The 16,967-nt window shown below is 73.1% G+C and carries 21 protein-coding genes and 1 tRNA gene; 18 read left to right on the forward strand and 4 right to left on the reverse strand.

What is annotated here, in order from left to right:
* Positions 1–3 precede the first annotated feature (3 nt).
* Genes LPA27_RS00260 through LPA27_RS00280 form a run of 5 tightly spaced genes read left to right on the forward strand, consistent with a single transcriptional unit; the run spans position 4 to position 3,678 of the window.
* The gene (locus LPA27_RS00260) at positions 4–930 is read left to right on the forward strand and encodes an ABC transporter ATP-binding protein (protein WP_228941082.1); all 927 of its coding nucleotides are present in this window, start codon (positions 4–6) and stop codon (positions 928–930) included.
* Positions 927–1,727: an ABC transporter permease gene (locus tag LPA27_RS00265; protein ID WP_228941083.1), complete on the forward strand. Its 801-nt coding sequence runs from the start codon at positions 927–929 to the stop codon at positions 1,725–1,727. Before LPA27_RS00260 ends, LPA27_RS00265 begins: the two co-directional genes overlap by 4 nt.
* A 21-nt stretch (positions 1,728–1,748) precedes the next feature.
* Complete coding sequence (gene rph / locus LPA27_RS00270) at positions 1,749–2,471, forward strand: ribonuclease PH (RefSeq protein WP_056863668.1); 723 nt, start codon at positions 1,749–1,751, stop codon at positions 2,469–2,471.
* On the forward strand, positions 2,468–3,106 hold the full coding sequence (locus tag LPA27_RS00275; protein ID WP_056863669.1) for a non-canonical purine NTP pyrophosphatase: 639 nt from the start codon (positions 2,468–2,470) through the stop codon (positions 3,104–3,106). Before rph ends, LPA27_RS00275 begins: the two co-directional genes overlap by 4 nt.
* Positions 3,103–3,678: a 1-acyl-sn-glycerol-3-phosphate acyltransferase gene (locus LPA27_RS00280; RefSeq protein ID WP_056863670.1), complete on the forward strand. Its 576-nt coding sequence runs from the start codon at positions 3,103–3,105 to the stop codon at positions 3,676–3,678. Before LPA27_RS00275 ends, LPA27_RS00280 begins: the two co-directional genes overlap by 4 nt.
* A 24-nt stretch (positions 3,679–3,702) precedes the next feature.
* Here LPA27_RS00280 and LPA27_RS00285 read toward each other — a convergent pair.
* Together LPA27_RS00285 and bcp are read right to left on the reverse strand one after the other, a co-directional pair.
* Positions 3,703–3,775, reverse strand: a tRNA-Leu gene (locus LPA27_RS00285).
* Positions 3,776–3,806: 31 nt separating this feature from the next.
* Positions 3,807–4,295, reverse strand: a complete 489-nt coding sequence (bcp, locus tag LPA27_RS00290; RefSeq protein WP_056863671.1) for a thioredoxin-dependent thiol peroxidase — start codon at positions 4,293–4,295, stop codon at positions 3,807–3,809.
* A 151-nt stretch (positions 4,296–4,446) separates the two neighbouring features.
* On the opposite strand from bcp, the gene LPA27_RS00295 reads away from it, so the two are divergent.
* Genes LPA27_RS00295 through LPA27_RS00320 form a run of 6 tightly spaced genes read left to right on the forward strand, consistent with a single transcriptional unit; the run spans position 4,447 to position 7,608 of the window.
* Positions 4,447–5,145, forward strand: coding sequence for an energy-coupling factor ABC transporter permease (locus LPA27_RS00295; RefSeq protein WP_056863672.1), 699 nt, complete (start codon positions 4,447–4,449; stop codon positions 5,143–5,145).
* A complete protein-coding gene (locus tag LPA27_RS00300) occupies positions 5,142–5,534 on the forward strand; it encodes a PDGLE domain-containing protein (RefSeq protein ID WP_228941084.1) in 393 nt (130 codons plus the stop codon). Before LPA27_RS00295 ends, LPA27_RS00300 begins: the two co-directional genes overlap by 4 nt.
* A 1-nt stretch (position 5,535) precedes the next feature.
* On the forward strand, positions 5,536–6,204 hold the full coding sequence (cbiQ, locus tag LPA27_RS00305; RefSeq protein ID WP_228941085.1) for a cobalt ECF transporter T component CbiQ: 669 nt from the start codon (positions 5,536–5,538) through the stop codon (positions 6,202–6,204).
* Between the two features lie 28 nt (positions 6,205–6,232).
* Positions 6,233–6,991: an energy-coupling factor ABC transporter ATP-binding protein gene (locus LPA27_RS00310; protein ID WP_056863674.1), complete on the forward strand. Its 759-nt coding sequence runs from the start codon at positions 6,233–6,235 to the stop codon at positions 6,989–6,991.
* Between the two features lie 9 nt (positions 6,992–7,000).
* The gene (locus LPA27_RS00315) at positions 7,001–7,258 is read left to right on the forward strand and encodes a DUF3618 domain-containing protein (RefSeq protein ID WP_056863675.1); all 258 of its coding nucleotides are present in this window, start codon (positions 7,001–7,003) and stop codon (positions 7,256–7,258) included.
* Positions 7,259–7,308: 50 nt separating this feature from the next.
* On the forward strand, positions 7,309–7,608 hold the full coding sequence (locus LPA27_RS00320; RefSeq protein WP_228941186.1) for a GroES family chaperonin: 300 nt from the start codon (positions 7,309–7,311) through the stop codon (positions 7,606–7,608).
* A gap of 28 nt (positions 7,609–7,636) precedes the next feature.
* On the opposite strand, the gene LPA27_RS00325 is transcribed toward LPA27_RS00320, so the two are convergent.
* On the reverse strand, positions 7,637–9,085 hold the full coding sequence (locus LPA27_RS00325) for an MFS transporter (protein ID WP_228941086.1): 1,449 nt from the start codon (positions 9,083–9,085) through the stop codon (positions 7,637–7,639).
* A 204-nt stretch (positions 9,086–9,289) separates the two neighbouring features.
* On the opposite strand from LPA27_RS00325, the gene LPA27_RS00330 reads away from it, so the two are divergent.
* The 7 genes from LPA27_RS00330 (at position 9,290) to LPA27_RS19190 (ending at position 16,461) form a co-directional block, all read left to right on the forward strand.
* Positions 9,290–9,550, forward strand: a complete 261-nt coding sequence (locus tag LPA27_RS00330; protein WP_056904218.1) for a GlsB/YeaQ/YmgE family stress response membrane protein — start codon at positions 9,290–9,292, stop codon at positions 9,548–9,550.
* Positions 9,551–9,960: 410 nt separating this feature from the next.
* Positions 9,961–11,772 (forward strand): amino acid transporter, encoded by a 1,812-nt coding sequence (locus LPA27_RS00335; RefSeq protein WP_228941187.1) that lies wholly within the window; start codon positions 9,961–9,963, stop codon positions 11,770–11,772.
* Between the two features lie 109 nt (positions 11,773–11,881).
* The gene (locus LPA27_RS00340) at positions 11,882–12,025 is read left to right on the forward strand and encodes a hypothetical protein (RefSeq protein WP_228941087.1); all 144 of its coding nucleotides are present in this window, start codon (positions 11,882–11,884) and stop codon (positions 12,023–12,025) included.
* On the forward strand, positions 12,022–13,686 hold the full coding sequence (gene kdpA, locus LPA27_RS00345) for a potassium-transporting ATPase subunit KdpA (protein ID WP_228941088.1): 1,665 nt from the start codon (positions 12,022–12,024) through the stop codon (positions 13,684–13,686). Before LPA27_RS00340 ends, kdpA begins: the two co-directional genes overlap by 4 nt.
* Positions 13,683–15,686, forward strand: a complete 2,004-nt coding sequence (gene kdpB / locus LPA27_RS00350) for a potassium-transporting ATPase subunit KdpB (RefSeq protein ID WP_267477168.1) — start codon at positions 13,683–13,685, stop codon at positions 15,684–15,686. The genes kdpA and kdpB overlap by 4 nt, the downstream gene beginning before the upstream one ends.
* Before the next feature lie 11 nt (positions 15,687–15,697).
* Positions 15,698–16,333 carry a potassium-transporting ATPase subunit KdpC gene (gene kdpC / locus LPA27_RS00355; protein ID WP_056903561.1) on the forward strand — a complete coding sequence of 212 codons (636 nt, stop codon included), beginning with the start codon at positions 15,698–15,700 and terminating at the stop codon, positions 16,331–16,333.
* Positions 16,330–16,461 (forward strand): hypothetical protein, encoded by a 132-nt coding sequence (locus LPA27_RS19190; RefSeq protein ID WP_264674740.1) that lies wholly within the window; start codon positions 16,330–16,332, stop codon positions 16,459–16,461. Before kdpC ends, LPA27_RS19190 begins: the two co-directional genes overlap by 4 nt.
* 15 nt (positions 16,462–16,476) lie before the next feature.
* Here LPA27_RS19190 and LPA27_RS00360 read toward each other — a convergent pair whose 3' ends face one another.
* Positions 16,477–16,899: a hypothetical protein gene (locus LPA27_RS00360; RefSeq protein WP_056863681.1), complete on the reverse strand. Its 423-nt coding sequence runs from the start codon at positions 16,897–16,899 to the stop codon at positions 16,477–16,479.
* Positions 16,900–16,967: the final 68 nt, after the last annotated feature.

Consider the following 16,967-nt stretch of genomic DNA (forward strand, 5'->3'; position numbering starts at 1 on the left):
CGCATGATCTCAGTCGAAGGACTCACCAGGACGTACGGCGCGTTCACCGCCGTCGACGACGTCAGCTTCACCTGCCAGCCCGGCCGGGTCACCGGCTTCCTCGGGCCCAACGGCGCGGGCAAGACCACCACCATGCGGGTCATGGTCGGCCTCACCCCGCCCACCCACGGGCGCGTCACCATCGGCGGCCACCTCTACCGCGACATCCCCAACCCCGGCCGCCACGTCGGGGTGCTGCTCGACGCCTCGGCCCAGCACGCGGGCCGCACCGGGCGCGAGATCCTCACCCTCGGCGCGCGCACCATGGGCCTGCCCGCCTCGCGCGTCGACGAGATGCTCGCCCTGGTCTCCCTCGACGACAAGGAGGCCGGTCGCCGGCTGCGCAACTACTCCCTCGGCATGAAGCAGCGCCTCGGCATCGCCCACGCGCTGCTCGGCGACCCGTCGGTGCTGATCCTCGACGAGCCCGCCAACGGCCTCGACCCCGCCGGCATCCGCTGGATGCGCGGCCTGCTCAAGGGCTACGCCGAGCGCGGCGGCACCGTGCTGCTCTCCAGCCACCTGCTGCACGAGGTCGAGATCATCGCCGACGAGATGATCCTCATCGGGCGCGGCAGGATCGTGGCCCAGGGCGACAAGAAGACCCTGCTGGCCGGCGAGCACGCCTCCACCCTCGTCACCTCGCTCGACAACCGGGCCCTGGCCGACGCCCTCGTCGCGCGCCGGGTCGAGGTCACGCCCGCCGGCGACGGCCTGCGCGCGGAGTGCGAGGCCGTCGAGGTCGGCCGCGCCGCCCTGGAGGCCGGCGTCGTGCTCACCGACCTGCGCACCGGCTCCGCCGGCCTGGAGGACCTCTTCCTCCAGCTCACCTCCGACACCCAGCGTGACGCCGTCGCGCCCGCCCCCGCCACGGAAGGACACCTGGCATGAGCGCCACCTCCGCCCCGCTCCCCACCCTCGACGTCTCGCAGACCCCCGCGGTGCCCTTCGGGCGCCTGGTCTCGGTGGAGCTGCGCAAGAGCTTCGACACCCGCGCCGGTCGCGCCTACAGCCTCAGCGTCGTCGGGCTGTGCGTCGTGGTCATGCTGGTCATCGCCCTGCTCTTCGACGAGGGCTTCCAGGACTTCAGCGACTTCCTGCTCGCCATGGGCGGCACGCTGGGGTTCTTCCTGCCGATCATCCCGATCCTGCTGGTCACCGGTGAGTTCGGCCAGCGCACCGGCCTGGTGACCTTCACCCTCGAGCCCCGACGGCCCCGGATCGTCGCGGCCAAGCTGAGCGCCGGGCTGATCATCTCCCTGGGCGTGCTGGTGCTCGCCGCCGTGATCGCCGCGGTCGGGGCGGTGCTGGCCTCGCTGCGAGGCTTCGAGGTGTCCTGGTCGCTGGAGTACAGCCAGGTGCAGAACTTCGTGCTCGCCAACCTCATCGGCGTGCTGATCGGCTTCGCGCTGGCGATGCTGCTGATGAACACCCCGGCGGCGATCGTCGGCTACTTCGTCTACTCCCTCATCATCCCCACGGTCGTGGGCATCATCGGCGCCTTCGTCGGCTGGTTCCAGGACCTCACGCCCTGGATCGAGCTCAACACCGCCCAGACCCCGCTCTTCACCGGCGACTTCCGGCCCTCGGGCGAGGAGTGGGCGCAGCTGGCCACGGCCAGCATCATCTGGCTGGTCGTGCCGCTGGCCTTCGGCATCCTGCGCCTGCTGCGCGCCGAGATGAAGTGAGGCGCCGTTAGGGTCGCGGTCATGACTGCACGCGAGGACGGCCGCGCCGACGACGAGCTCCGCCCGATCACGATCACCCGCCACTGGCTCGACCACGCCGCCGGGTCGGTGCTGGTGGAGTTCGGCCGCACGAAGGTGCTCTGCGCCGCGTCGGCCTCCGAGGGGGTGCCGCGCTGGCGCAAGGGCTCGGGCAAGGGCTGGGTCACCGCGGAGTACGCCATGCTCCCCGCGGCCACCAACACCCGCTCCGACCGCGAGTCGGTCAAGGGCCGCATCGGCGGGCGCACCCACGAGATCAGCCGGCTCATCGGCCGCTCGCTGCGCGCCGTCATCGACTACGACGCACTCGGCGAGAACACCATCCAGCTCGACTGCGACGTGCTGCAGGCCGACGGCGGCACCCGCACGGCCGCCATCACGGGTGCCTACGTCGCCCTGGTCGACGCGGTCGCCCACCTGCGCCAGACCGGGGCGCTCAAGGGCGCCCCGCTCACCGGCTCGGTCGCGGCGGTCAGCGTCGGGATCATCGACGGCGTGCCCCGCCTCGACCTGCCCTACGTCGAGGACGTGCGCGCCGAGACCGACATGAACGTCGTGATGACCGGCACGGGCAGCTTCGTGGAGGTGCAGGGCACCGCGGAGGGTGCGCCCTTCGACCGCCGTGAGCTCGACGCGCTGCTGGGCCTGGCCGAGAAGGGCTGCGCCGACCTGACCCGCCTGCAGCAGGAGGCGCTCGGCTCGTGAGCACCCGGATCTTCCTCGCCTCGCGCAACCGCAAGAAGATCGAGGAGATGGAGCGCATCCTGCGCGAGCACGTGCCCGGCGTGGAGGTGGTCGGGCTCGACGACCTGCCCGCCCTCGGGGTCGACTACGACGAGCCGGTCGAGGACCAGCCCACCTTCCAGGGCAACGCCCTGCTCAAGGCGCGCGCCGGCCTGGCCGCCACGGGCCTGCCGTCGGTCGCCGACGACTCCGGGCTCTGCGTCGACGCGCTCAACGGCATGCCGGGTGTCCTCAGCGCCCGGTGGTCGGGCCCGCGCGACGGCGTCGCCCGCGAGGAGGTCGACGCGCGCAACAACGCGCTGCTGCTCGCCCAGCTCTGCGACGTGCCCGACGAGCGTCGCGCGGCCCGCTTCGCCTGCGCCGTGGCGCTGTGCCACCCCGGCGGAGAGGAGGTCGTGCACGGCGAGATGACCGGCCGTGTGCTGCGCGAGGTCAGGGGCGAGGGCGGCTTCGGCTACGACGGCCTCTTCGAGGCCGACGATCAGCCCGGCCGCAGCACCGCCGAGCTGAGCCGCGAGGAGAAGGACGCCATCTCCCACCGCGGCCACGCGCTGCGCGCGCTCGGACCGGTCCTCGCCGCTACGGTCGTGCGATGAGCCGGCACTTCTTCGTCCGCAGGAACCTCGCCCGACTGCTCCTGCGCCTCGCGCGCTGGCGCACCGTCGGCACCGTGCCGACCAAGGGGGTGCTGGTCGGCGCCCCCCACACCTCCAACTGGGACTGGGTGCTGACCATGCTGCTGGCGTGGGACAGCGACGTGCAGATCCGGCTGCTGGTGAAGAAGGAGTTCTTCAAGGGCCCGCTGGCCCCGCTGCTGCGGGCGACCGGCGCGGTGGCCCTCGACCGGCGCGACCCCGGCGGCACCATCCGGGCCCTGGTCGCCGACGCCGCCGTCGACGAGACCTTCCTGCTGGGGATCGCCGCCGAGGGCACGCGCAGCCGCGGCGAGCTGTGGAAGTCGGGCTTCTACCGGATCTCCCAGCAGACCGGGCTGCCGATCACCCTGGCCTTCCTCGACGCCCCGAGCCGCACCGTCGGCTGGGGTCCGACCTTCCCCACGACCGGCGACGTGGTGGCCGACATGGACCGGGTGCGGGAGTTCTACGCCGACAAGCGCGGATTCCACCCCGACCAGTTCACCCCGCCCCGGCTGCGCGAGGAGGGCTGAGCCGCCCGGTCCCCGGACCGGGAGTGCGCCCGGAGAGATTCGAACTCTCACTGGACAGGACCTAAACCTGTTGCCTCTGCCGTTGGGCTACGGGCGCCGGGCCCCAGTATCCCGTGCCCGACCCGGGCTCAGGCGTCGAGGCCCAGGTCGCGGCGCAGCTTGGCGACGTGGCCGGTGGCCTTGACGTTGTACTGCGCGAGCTCGATCGTGCCCTGCTCGTCGACGACGAACGTGGAGCGGATGACGCCCTGGACGACCTTGCCGTACATCTTCTTCTCCCCGAAGGTGCCCCACGCCGCCATAGCGCTCTTGTCGGGGTCGGAGAGCAGGGTGATGCCCAGGCCGTCGCGCTCGCGGAAGCTGGCCAGCTTGGCCGGCTTGTCGGGGGAGACGCCGAGCACCTCGTAGCCGGAGGCGCGCAGCGACTCCAGCGAGTCGGTGAAGTCGCAGGCCTGCTTGGTGCAGCCCGGGGTCATCGCCGCGGGGTAGAAGTACACGATGACCTTGCGTCCGCGCAGGTCGGCCAGCGAGACCGTGGCGCCGGTGTCGTCGCCCAGGGTCAGGTCGGGGGCCGGGTCGCCGGGGGAGAGGCGGGTGGGGGCTGCGGTCTCGCTCATCGGGCTGGTCCTGTCCGGTCGGGTAGTGTTGTCGCACACGGTGTGCAATAACGTCACGAGGGCAACGACCCATCCGTGGCACTCGTCGGTGTCGAACCGTAACCGACCACGCCCGGCCGCCCCTCGCCACGCCCGACCGCAGGAGACCCGCATGCACGTGCCCGACGGATTCCTCGACGCACCGACGTCGGTCGGCACCGGCGTGGTGGCCGCCGCCGCCGTCGGCCTGGCCCTGCGCGGTGCGCGCCGCGAGCTCGACGACCGCACGGCGCCGCTGGCCGGCCTCGTCGCGGCGTTCGTCTTCGCCACCCAGATGCTCAACTTCCCCGTCGCGGCGGGCACGACCGGCCACCTCATGGGCGGTGCGATCGCCGCGGTGCTCGTGGGGCCGTGGACCGGGGTGCTCTGCACCAGCGTGGTCTTCGTCGTGCAGGCCCTGCTCTTCGCCGACGGCGGCATCACGGCTCTGGGCACCAACATCGTGCTGATGGGCGTCGTGACCTGCGCCGTCGGCTGGGGCGTCTTCCGGCTGCTCCAGACGGTGCTGCCCAAGCGGGTGTCGATGGTGCCGCTGGCCGCCGGGATCGGGGCCTTCGTGTCGGTGCCGGTCGCGGCGCTGGTCTTCGTCGGCCTCTACGCCGTGGGCGGGGTCGCGCCGCTCCCGCTCGACAACCTCACCACCGCGATGCTGGGGGTGCACCTGCTCATCGGCGTCGGCGAGGGGGTCATCACCTTCCTCGCGGTCGGCTCGATCATCGCCGTGCGCCCCGACCTCGTCCACGGCGCACGCCGGGTCCTGGCCCAGCGCACCCTCGAGGTCCGCACCTCCCCGACGGCGAGCGCGGCATGAGGCGCCCCGGCACCCGCATGGTGCTCCTCGGGGTGCTCGTCGTCTCGCTGCTGCTCGCGGGCGTCGTGAGCTTCTACGCCGCCAGCGCGCCCGACGGGCTGACCAAGGTCTCCCAGGACCAGGGCTTCGCCGACACCGAGACCGACCACGCGGCCGGCGAGGGACCCTTCGCCGGCTACGGCAGCAGCTTCATCTCCGACGAGCGGCTCTCCGGAGGAGTGGCCGGCGTCGTGGGCGTGCTCGTGGTGCTCGCGCTGGCCGGGGGGCTGACCCTGCTGGTGCGCCGCAGGGGCGAGCCCGCCGACCAGCCGGTCGACCAGCCCGTCGACCAGCCCGTCGACCAGCCCGTCGACCAGCCCGTCGACCAGCCCGTCGACCAGGACCACTGACGTGGGCGCCGGTCACGGCCACACGCTGCACTTCCACGGCCACTCCGCGGTCCACCGGGCCCCGGCCCACCTGAAGATCGTCGCGCTCGTGGCGTTCATGGTGGTCGTGGTGGCCACGCCGCGCGAGTGGTTCGCGGCCTACGCCGGCTTCCTGGTCGTGCTGCTCGGGGTCGTCGCGCTCTCGCGGGTGCCCCCGACGTACCTGCTCAAGCGCATGGTGGTCGAGGTGCCCTTCGTGCTCTTCGCGCTGCTGCTGCCCTTCGTGGCCCACGGCGAGCGGATCGAGGTGCTCGGGGTCTCGGTCAGCGGCCCGGGGCTGCTGGCCGCCTGGGCGCTGCTGGCCAAGGGCACCCTCGGGGTGCTGGCCAGCCTGACGCTGGCCGCCACCACCGAGCCGCAGGCCCTGCTGCGCGGCCTGGAGCGCCTGCGCCTGCCCAGCCTGCTGGTGCAGATCATGGGCTTCATGATCCGCTACCTCGAGGTCGTCACCACCGAGCTGCAGCGGATGAAGGTCGCCCGGGAGTCGCGGGGCTTCTCCGCGCGCAACCCGCGGCACTGGCCGGTGCTCGCGCGCTCCATGGGGTCGCTCTTCATCCGCTCCTACGAGCGCGGCGAGCGGGTGCACCTCGCGATGCTCTCGCGGGGCTACACCGGCACCATGTCGCGATGAGCGCGGGCGCCGGCGCGATGATGTGCCCATGACCACGCCCGTGCTCGACGTCCGCGGCCTCGCCTACGCCTACCCCGACGGCCACCAGGCCCTCTACGGCGTCGACCTGCACGTGCACCGCGGCGAGCGCGTCGCGCTGCTGGGCCCCAACGGCGCCGGCAAGACCACCCTCGTGCTCCACCTCAACGGCATCCACACCGCCGGGGCCGGCAGCGTGAGCGTCAGCGGGCTGCCGGTGACCAAGGAGAACCTCGCCGAGGTCAGGCGACGCGTGGGCATCGTGTTCCAGGACCCCGACGACCAGCTCTTCATGGGCTCGGTGCGTGCCGACGTCGGCTTCGGGCCCGCCAACCTCGGGGTCAGGGGCGCCGAGCTCGACCGTCGCGTCATGGCCGCGCTCGAGCAGGTCGGCATGGCCGACTACGCCGACCGGCCGCCGCACCACCTGTCCTTCGGCCAGCGTCGCCGCGTCGCGGTCGCGACCGTGCTGGTCATGGAGCCGGAGGTGCTCGTGCTCGACGAGCCCTCCTCCAACCTCGACCCCGCCTCGCGACGCGAGCTCGCCGACATCCTGCGCTCGCTCGACGTCACCGTGCTCATGGTGACCCACGACCTGCCCTACGCCCTGGAGCTCTGCCCGCGGTCGGTGGTGCTCCACGACGGCACGGTCGTGGCCGACGGCGCGACCTACGACGTGCTGACCGACGACGACCTGATGCGCCGCCACCGCCTCGAGCTGCCCTTCGGCTTCGACCCGCGCAGCCTCGGCCGCGGCGCGGGTTGGTAGCGTGGGCGGGTGACCAACGAGCCCAAGCAGCCCAGCGCCCTCGAGCGTGAGATCGAGGAGACCCGCGAGCGTCTGGCCGGCACCATCGACCAGCTGCTGCACCGGGCCAGCCCCAAGACCATCGCGGGGCGCCAGGCCTACTCGCTGAAGGCCCACTACGTCGACGTCGACTCCGGTGAGCCGCGCACCGACAACATCCTCAAGACCGTCGGTGTGGTCGTCGGCGTCGTGGTGACGCTCGTCGTCGTGCGCCGCGTCGTGCGCTGACGCCGCCCCCCGGACAGGCCGAGCCCGTGTCGGACAAGCTGCCGATCAAGATGCTGCACGACCGCGTGCTCGTCGAGATCGACGCCGAGGCCGGCGAGCGCCGCTCGTCGGGAGGCATCGTGATCCCGGCGACCGCGGCGATGGGCGCGCGCCGGCTCTCCTGGGCCCGCGTCGTGGCCACCGGGCCCAGCGCCCGCTCAGTCGAGACCGGCGACCGCGTGCTCTTCGACGCCGACGACAAGTCCGAGGTCGAGGTGCACGGCGAGCTCTACGTCGTCATGCGCGAGCGCGACGTGCACGCCGTGGCCGCCGAGCGGCTGGGCGACGAGGTCACCGGGCTCTACCTCTAGCCCGGGCCCCGCCGGCCGGCCGCGCGTCCTACGTCGTGACCGGCTGCGGCGAGGGGGCTTCCGGCTCGAGCTCGACCGCGTCGTCGGTCTGCTCGGTCGCGGGGTCGTGGATGTCGGGGATCCGCATCGCGGCGGCCGCGGCCACCAGCATGCCGACGGCCAGGATCGCGAAGCCGATCGTGTAGCCGCTCTCCTCGGGGAAGCCGGCCGGGTTCATCCGGGCGGTCACGATGCCGGCCATGACGGCCGAGCCGATGGAGCCGCCGATGGTGCGGATGTTGGCGTTCATGCCGCTGGCCACGCCGGTCTGCTCGCGCGGCACGCTGGCGATGACCACGCCGGCCAGGCTGGAGAAGACCAGGCCCGAGCCGAGGCCCTGGGCCGTGGTGGCGGCGTAGAGCTGGGCGGTGGTGTCGTGGAAGAGCGCCATCGAGGCGAAGGCCGCACCGCTGATCAGGGTGCCGGTGACGATGACCAGGCGGGCGCCGAAGCGGCCGATGAGGCGGGCGGTGAGGAAGCCGACCACGAAGCTGGCCACGGCGCTGGGCAGCAGCAGGTGGCCCGACTCGGTGATGGTGGCGTCGAAGCCGTAGCCGGCCGCCGACGGGGTCTGGAGGAACTGCGGCAGGAAGCCGAAGGAGGCGAACATGCCGAAGCCGACGAAGGCCCCGACGACGTTGGTCGTCCAGACACCGCGCAGGCGCATCATCTGCATGTCGATGAGCGGCACCGGCACCCGCGTCTCGACGCGCACCCACAGGGCGGCGAGCACGGCGGCGGCCGCGAGCAGGCCCAGCACCTCGACCGAGGCCCAGCCCCACTTGTTGCCCTGGCTCACGGCCAGCAGCAGGGCGACCAGCCAGCCGGCGAGCAGCACGGCGGGCAGGGCGGGCAGGCGCCCGGGGGTGCGCACGGGCGACTCGGGCACCAGCACGAGCGCGGCGAGGGCGGCGACGGCGGTGGCGATCATCGGCAGCCAGAACAGCCAGTGGTAGCCCAGCGAGTCGACGATCGGGCCGGCCACCACGATGCCGGCGCCGAAGCCGACCGCGGTGAGCGAGGCGATCACGCTGAGCGCGCCGGTGACCCGGCCGGTGAACTCGTCGCGGATGATGCCGAACGACAGCGGCAGCACGCCGCCGCCGAGGCCCTGCACCACGCGGGCCACGATCAGCCAGCCGATGCTCGGCGCCAGCGCGGCCATGAGCGAGCCCACGGCCAGGGCGCTCAGGGTGACCACGAGCATCTTCTTCTTGCCCACCGCGTCGCCGATCCGGCCCAGCAGCGGGGTCGCGATCGACGCCGAGAGCAGGTAGGCGGTCAGCACCCACGTCACGGTGGTCTGGTCGGTGTCGTACTCGAGCTGGATCTGCGCCAGCACCGGCACGATGAGCGACTGCAGCAGCGCGAAGGACGAGACCGCGACGGTGAGGACGGCGAAGGTGAGGCTCTGGTTGCCACGGATCGCTGGTGACACGGGGAGGGGCTCCTGGGTGGGGCTCGTGGGGCGGGCCGCGCGGTTGGTTGCGCGGGTCAACCGTGACTCAACCACGACCCGGGGTGCGGCATTCCCACCGGCATCCCCACCGGCGCCCGCCCGGGCGCGGGAGCACGCCTGTGCCCCGACGTGTCACCTCCACGGGTGATGGGTCGGGCCGCCCCCGTGCGTAGCGTCTGCTCCATGATCGGATTCCTTGTGGCAGGCCTCATCATCGGTGCGCTCGCGCGCCTCATCAAGCCCGGCAAGCAGAACCTGGGGCTGCTCGCGACCCTCGGTCTCGGCCTCGTCGGCTCCCTCATCGGAGGGCTCATCGCGCAGCTCTTCGGCACCGGCGGCATCTTCGAGCTGAACGTCATCGGCTTCGTGCTCGCCGTCATCGCCGCCGTGCTCCTCATCGGCGTCGCCGAGAGCGTCGCGGGCAAGAACAAGACCCGCGTCTGACGCTCTCCCATCGCACGACCTCCCGCCCCGCCGCGCACCCGCGCGGCGGGGCGGTCTGCATGGGGCCCTGACGCAGCCCTGACGCAGCCCTGACGCAGTCCGGACGTAGTCCGGACGAACGGGCGCGATGGAAGTGGGGAACCTTGACGGTTCCTTGACGCCCCGCAGGCCCGGATCGGCGTGTGCGGAGCCGGTCTCCTCGGCAGGCTGGGGGGATGTCCGTCGACGTGCACCGACCAGCGCCACCCCCCGGCCCCACGTCCGGCCCCACGTCCGGCACCGCGGGCGGTGAGGACGCGCGGGGCGGCCTGCGGGGGTGGCTGCTGTCGGACCTCTCCGACCGCCGCGTCCACCAGGCCCCGCACGGCCTGCCGCCGCAGGAGGAGCACACCACGTCGTGGTGGCGCGTCATGTGCCTGACCGGTGTCGACTACTTCTCCACCCTCGGCTACCAGCCCGGGATCGCCGCCCTGGCCGCGGGTGCGGTCTCCCCGCTGGCCACGATCGTGCTGGTGGCGCTCACCCTGCTCGGCGCGCTCCCGGTCTACCGCCGCGTCGCGGAGGAGTCGCCGCGCGGTGAGGGGTCGATCGCCATGCTCGAGCGGCTGCTGTCCTACTGGAAGGGCAAGCTGTTCGTGCTCGCCCTGCTGGGCTTCGCGGCCACCGACTTCCTCATCACGATGACCCTCTCGGCGGCCGATGCGACCGCCCACATCGTGGAGAACCCCCACGTGCCCTCGGCCTGGCACGGCCACGAGGTGCTCATCACGCTGGTGCTGCTGGGGGCGCTGGGTGCTGTCTTCCTGCGCGGCTTCTCCGAGGCCATCGGGGTGGCGGTGGTGCTGGTCGCCGGCTACCTCGCCCTCAACGCCGTGGTGATCGGCGTGGGGCTGTGGCAGGTGGCGACCACCCCGTCGGTCGTGGCCGACTGGTCGGAGGCGCTGACCGAGCAGCACGGCAACCCGGTGATGGTGGTGGCGGTCGCCCTCGTCGTCTTCCCCAAGCTCGCCCTGGGCATGAGCGGCTTCGAGACCGGGGTCGCGGTCATGCCCCAGGTCAAGGGTGATCCCGGGGACACACCCGACCACCCCGCCGGGCGGATCCGCGGCACGAAGCGGCTGCTGACCACCGCTGCGCTCACCATGAGCGTCTTCCTGGTCACGAGCAGCACCGTCACCACCATGCTGATCCCGGCGGCGGAGTTCCAGGAGGGGGGAGAGGCCAACGGACGCGCGCTGGCCTACCTGGCCCACGAGAACCTCGGCAGCGTCTTCGGCACGGTGTACGACGCCTCGACGATCGCCATCCTCTGGTTCGCCGGCGCCTCGGCGCTCGCCGGCCTGCTCAACCTCATCCCGCGCTACCTGCCGCGCTACGGCATGGCGCCCGACTGGGCCCGGGCGGTGCGGCCGCTGGTGCTCGTGCTGATCGCGGTGGCGTTCTTCGTCACGTGGGTCTTCGACGCCGACGTCGACGCCCAGGGCGGGGCCTACGCCACCGGCGTGCTCGTGCTGATGACCTCTGCGGCGGTGGCCGTGACCCTCGCCGCCCGTCGCGACCGCCAGCGCAAGCGCACCCTCGCCTTCGGCGCGATCGCCCTGGTGTTCGTCTACACCACCGTGGTCAACGTGGTGGAGCGTCCCGACGGCGTGCGCATCGGCGGGGCGTTCATCGCGGCCATCGTCGTGGTGTCCTTCCTCTCGCGCGTGCGTCGGGCCTTCGAGCTCCGTGTGACGTCGGTGGAGCTCGACGAGACCGCGGAGCGCTTCCTGCGGGACTGCGCGCGTCGACGCATCCGGCTGATCGCCAACGAGCCGGGCTCGGGGGACCGGGGGGAGTACGACGACAAGGCCCGGCAGATGGCGGCCGACAACGACATCGCCGACGAGGGCGACGTCATCTTCGTGGAGGTGACCGTGACCGATCCCTCCGACTTCGAGGCCGTGGTGCGCGTGCGGGGCAGCGTGCGCCACGGGTCGCGACGCGTGCTGACCCTCGAGTCGTCCACGGTCCCCAACGCTCTCGCCGCCCTGCTGCTGCACGCACGTGACACGACGGGCGTGACGCCCCACATCTACTTCGAGTGGACCGAGGGCAACCCGGTGCTGCAGTTCCTGCGGTTCCTCGTCTTCGGGGTCGGCGAGGTGGCGCCCGTGACGCGCGAGGTGCTGCGGCGCGCCGAGCCCGACCGGGCCCGCCGCCCCCACGTGCACGTGGGGTGAGCGGCCCCCGACGCACTCCCGCTAGGGAGGCGTCAACGGGGCGCAGCGGGCCGTCAGGGAAGCATCAAGGAGGTCCCGGGGAGCGGCTGACAGGCTCTGGAATGAGGTCGTGTCCGACCTCCTCTACCTCGCCCTGACCCTCACGGCCTTCGTGCTGCTGGCCCTCCTCGCCGGAGTCCTCGACCGCTCCGGCCGCGCCGGCGGTGGGGGTCCCACCGCCCACGCCGGCTCCGCCGACGACGCCGTCCGGTGAGCGCGCTCGGTCCCGCGCTCGGCCAGGTCCTCCTCCTCGCCGTGCTGCTCGCGCTGACCGTGCCCGTCCTCGGGCGCCGGCTGGCGCTGATGTACCTGTCCCCGCGCCACCTGCGCGCCGAGTCCGCGGCCTACCGCCTGCTGCGCCTCGACCCCGACGCCGACCAGCACTGGCGCACCTACGCCCTGTCGGTGCTCGGCTTCTCGATGGTCGGGGTGCTCGGGCTCTACGCCCTCGGGCGCCTCCAGCAGCACCTGCCGCTGTCGCTCGGCTTCCCGGCGCTGCCCGCCGACGGTGCCTGGAACACCGCGGTCAGCTTCGTCACCAACACCAACTGGCAGTGGTACTCCGGCGAGGCCGCCCTGGGCCACACGATGCAGATGGCCGGCCTGACGGTGCAGAACTTCGTCTCCGCCGGGGTCGGCATGGCCGTCGCGGCGGCCCTGGCGCGCGGCCTGGCCCGCAGCGGCCGCGACGGTCGGGTCGGCAACTTCTGGACCGACCTCGTGCGCAGCGTCGTGCGGGTGCTGCTGCCGATCGCGCTGCTCTCCGCGCTGCTGCTCGTGGCGCTCGGGGCGGTGCAGAACCTCGCCGAGCCCCACGCCGTGACCACGCTGAGCGGCGCCACCCAGGAGATCACCGGCGGGCCGGTGGCCAGCCAGGAGGCGATCAAGCAGCTCGGCACCAACGGCGGCGGCTTCTACAACGTCAACTCCGCCCACCCCTTCGAGAACCCGTCGCCGGCCAGCAACCTGCTCGAGACGTACCTGATGCTGCTGGTGCCCTTCGCGATGGCCTGGGCCTTCGGCCACCTCGTGCGCGACCGCCGTCAGGGCGGCGCCGTGGTGGCGGTCATGGCCCTGCTGCTCACGACCTCGGTGGCGCTGCTGACCTGGGCCGAGATGGCCGGGCCCGGCTCCGCGCCCGAGCTCGCCGGCGGAGCGCTGGAGGGCAAGGAGGTCCGCTTCGGCACCGCCGGGTCGGCCCTGTGGGCGGCCGTCACGACCGGCACCTCGACCGGTGCGGTCAACGCCATGCACGACTCGCTCACCGCCCCCGGCGGGGGCATCGCCCTCTTCAACATGATGCTCGGCGAGATCTCGCCCGGCGGCGTCGGGTCGGGGCTCTACGGCATGCTGATGCTCGCCGTCGTGACCGTCTTCCTCAGCGGTCTGATGGTGGGGCGCACTCCGGAGTACGTCGGCAAGCGCATCGGCCAGCGCGAGATCGTGCTGGTGGCGGGCTACGTGCTCACCACCCCTGTGCTCGTCCTCGTCGGCAGCGCCGTGGCCCTCACCGCTCCGGCCGGTCTGGCCGGGCTGCAGGAGGGCGGCCCCCACGGGCTGACGGAGGCGGTCTACGCCGTGACGTCGGCGAGCAACAACAACGGCAGCGCCTTCGGTGGGCTGACGTCGGGCACGCCGTTCTGGAACACCCTGCTCGGCCTGTGCATGCTGCTGGGCCGCTTCGTCCCGATCGTGCTGGTGCTGGCGCTCGCCGGTCGCTTCGCCGAGCAGCACCCACGACCGCCCGGGGCCGGCACGCTGCCGACCCACCGTCCCCTCTTCGTCACCCTGCTCGCCGGCGTCGCCCTGGTCCTGGTCGGTCTGACCTACGTGCCCGTGCTCGTGCTCGGCCCGATCGTGGAGTCCCTCTCGTGACCACCTCCCTGCTGACGACCGTCAGCGCGGCGCTGCCCGGCGCCCTGCGCAAGCTCGACCCGCGTCTCCTCCTCGCCACCCCGGTCATGCTCGTCGTCGAGGTCGGGGCCGTGACGACCACCGTGCTCAGCGTCCTCGACCCCAGCGCACTGGCGGTCCTCGTCTCGCTCTGGCTGTGGCTCACCGTGCTCTTCGGCAACCTCGCCGAGTCGGTGGCCGAGGGCCGGGGCAAGGCCCAGGCCGCGAGCCTGCGGGCGCTGCAGCAGGAGACCACCGCACGTCGCCTGGACCGCCGCGGCGAGGAGGAGCAGGTGTCGAGCACCTCGCTGCGCGTCGGCGACCTCGTCGTGGTGGAGGCGGGGGAGCGGATCCCCGGTGACGGTGACGTCGTCGAGGGTGTCGCCTCGGTCGACGAGTCGGCCGTGACCGGGGAGTCGGCCCCGGTGATCCGGGAGTCCGGGGGCGACCGGTGCGCCGTCACCGGCGGCACCACGGTGCTCTCCGACCGCATCGTCGTGCGCATCACCTCCGCGCCGGGGCAGTCGTTCGTCGACCGGATGATCGCCCTGGTCGAGGGCTCGCAGCGCCAGCGCACCCCCAACGAGATCGCGCTCGGCGTGCTGCTGGGGGCGCTGACCATCGTCTTCGTCGTGGTCTGCGCGACGCTCTACCTCATCGCCGACCACAGCGACGCCGACCAGTCGGTGGTGGTGCTCGTGGCGCTGCTGGTGTGCCTGATCCCCACGACGATCGGGGCCCTGCTCTCGGCCATCGGCATCGCCGGCATGGACCGGCTCGTGCGACGCAACGTGCTGGCCATGAGCGGGCGCGCCGTGGAGGCGGCCGGGGACGTCGACGTGCTGCTGCTCGACAAGACCGGCACCATCACCCACGGCAACCGGCGTGCCAGCGCGCTGCTCCCGGCCGGCGGCGTCTCGGACGCGGAGCTGGCCGAGGCCGCGCTCCTCGCCTCCCTGGCCGACGAGACCCCCGAGGGGCGCAGCATCGTCGACCTCGTGGGCTCGACGTACGACGGGGTGCCGACGGGAGCGTCGTTGGTGGAGTTCAGCGCCACGACCCGGATGAGCGGGCTGGACCTCGACGGTCGCAGCGTGCGCAAGGGAGCCGCCTCGGCCACGTCGCGGTGGGTGCTCGACGGCGGGGGTGCGGCCTCCCCGGAGGTCGACGCCGCCGTGCAGGAGGTGAGCGCGAGCGGCGGCACGCCGCTGGTGGTCGCCGAGCGCGTCGGCGACGGGCCGGCCCGCCTGCTCGGGGTGGTGCACCTCAAGGACGTCGTCAAGGACGGCATGCGCGAGCGCTTCGCGGAGCTGCGCGCCATGGGCATCCGCACGGTGATGGTGACCGGCGACAACGCGGTGACCGCCCACGCGATCGCCCGGGAGGCCGGCGTCGACGACGTGCTCGCCGAGGCCACGCCCGAGGAGAAGCTCGCGCTCATCCGCCGCGAGCAGCAGGGCGGCCGGATGGTCGCGATGTGCGGCGACGGCACCAACGACGCACCTGCGCTGGCCCAGGCCGACGTCGGGGTGGCGATGAACACCGGCACGACCGCGGCCAAGGAGGCCGGCAACATGGTCGACCTCGACTCCGACCCCACCAAGCTGATCGAGGTCGTGGAGATCGGCAAGCAGCTGCTCATCACCCGCGGGGCGCTGACCACCTTCTCGATCGCCAACGACGTGGCGAAGTACTTCGCGATCCTGCCGGCGATGTTCGTGGTCGCCTTCCCGCAGCTGGAGGTGCTCAACGTGATGCGCCTGAGCAGCCCGGAGTCGGCGATCGTGTCGGCCGTCGTGTTCAACGCCCTGGTCATCGTGGCGCTGGTGCCGCTGGCGCTGCGCGGCGTCGCCTACCGGCCGTCGTCGGCCGCCGACCTGCTGCGGCGCAACCTGCTGCTCTACGGCGTCGGCGGCCTGGTCGCCCCCTTCGTCGGGATCAAGCTGCTCGACCTCCTCGTCTCCCTCGTCCCCGGTCTCTGAGAGGACCCCGCGTGAAGACCCTGCTCGCCTTCTCCCGCCAGAGCCTCGCCGGCCTGCGCGTGCTGCTCGCCGCCACGCTGCTGCTCGGCGTGGCCTACCCCCTGCTGGTCACCGGTGTCGCCCAGGTCGCCTTCCCGTGGCGGGCCGACGGCTCGCTGGTGAGCGTCGAGGGGGAGCGCACCACCGACCCCGACGAGGCCGCGGGCTCCGCCCTCGTCGGACAGCTCGTCGACGACGACCGGCTCTTCCGGCCCCGGCCCTCGGCCGCCGGCGAGGGCTACGACATGCTCGCGACCTACGGCTCCAACCTCGGCCCCGAGAGCCCCGAGCTGCTCGACCTCATCGCCGAGCGGCAGGCCGAGGTCGCCGCCCGCGAGGGCGTCGACGTCGCCGACGTCCCGCCCGACGCGGTCACCGCGTCGGCCTCCGGGCTCGACCCCGACATCTCGCCGCGGTACGCCGCCCTGCAGGTGCCGCGCGTCGCCGCGGCCAGCGGCCTGCCGGAGGCGAGGGTGCGCGACCTGGTGGCCGAGCACACCGCGGGTCGCACGCTCGGCGTGCTCGGCGAGCCCCGCGTCGACGTGCTCGGGCTCAACCTCGCCGTCGTGGACGCGGCGGGGCTGGAGATCCCGGGGGCCGACCGGTGAGGCGCCCGTCGTCGCCGCACCCGGGACCGCGGGCACGCATCGCCCACGACGGCGGGCTGCTGCTCGTCGCGGCCGCGTGCGCCCTGGCCGCGCTCCTCGCGACCGGCCTGCGGGTGCTGCTCGACTGAGGCGGGGCCGGGCCCTCAGGCCGGCCGGGCGGTGAAGTAGCCCGCGTCGGCGAGCATCGAGGCGCAGCGGGCGCACAGTTCGACCCGCTCGCCGCCGAGGACGTCGGCGGCCCCCCGCTGACGGACCCCGGTGACCTCGGCGGCGACGGGGGAGAGGTGGTGACCGCTCGCGCAGCGCCGCGGGCGGTCGGGGGCGGCGGACGCAGCCGTGGGTCGCAGCGGCAGCGGGTCGCGAGCCGGCGGGGCCCAGGTCAGCGCGAGCGGGAGCCCGGTGAGCAGCAGCGGGTCGCTCGCGTCGCGGGTGGCCAGCCCCTGGAGCAGCAGGGTCGCCGCGACCGCGGGCGTGCGCACGCGGAAGGGGAAGCCGGCCTCGGCCGAGCGGCGGCAGTGCTGCAGCAGGGCGGGGTCGACGAGCGGGCTGGTCGGGGTGCTGGACACGGGTGGCTCCTCAGGGGCGGAGACCTGTCCAACGAGTCCCGGGCGAGGAAGTGACGGTCGGGGCGTTG

Source organism: Nocardioides sp. Leaf374 (assembly GCF_916862475.1).
GTDB classification, from domain to species: Bacteria; Actinomycetota; Actinomycetes; order Propionibacteriales; family Nocardioidaceae; genus Nocardioides; species Nocardioides kribbensis.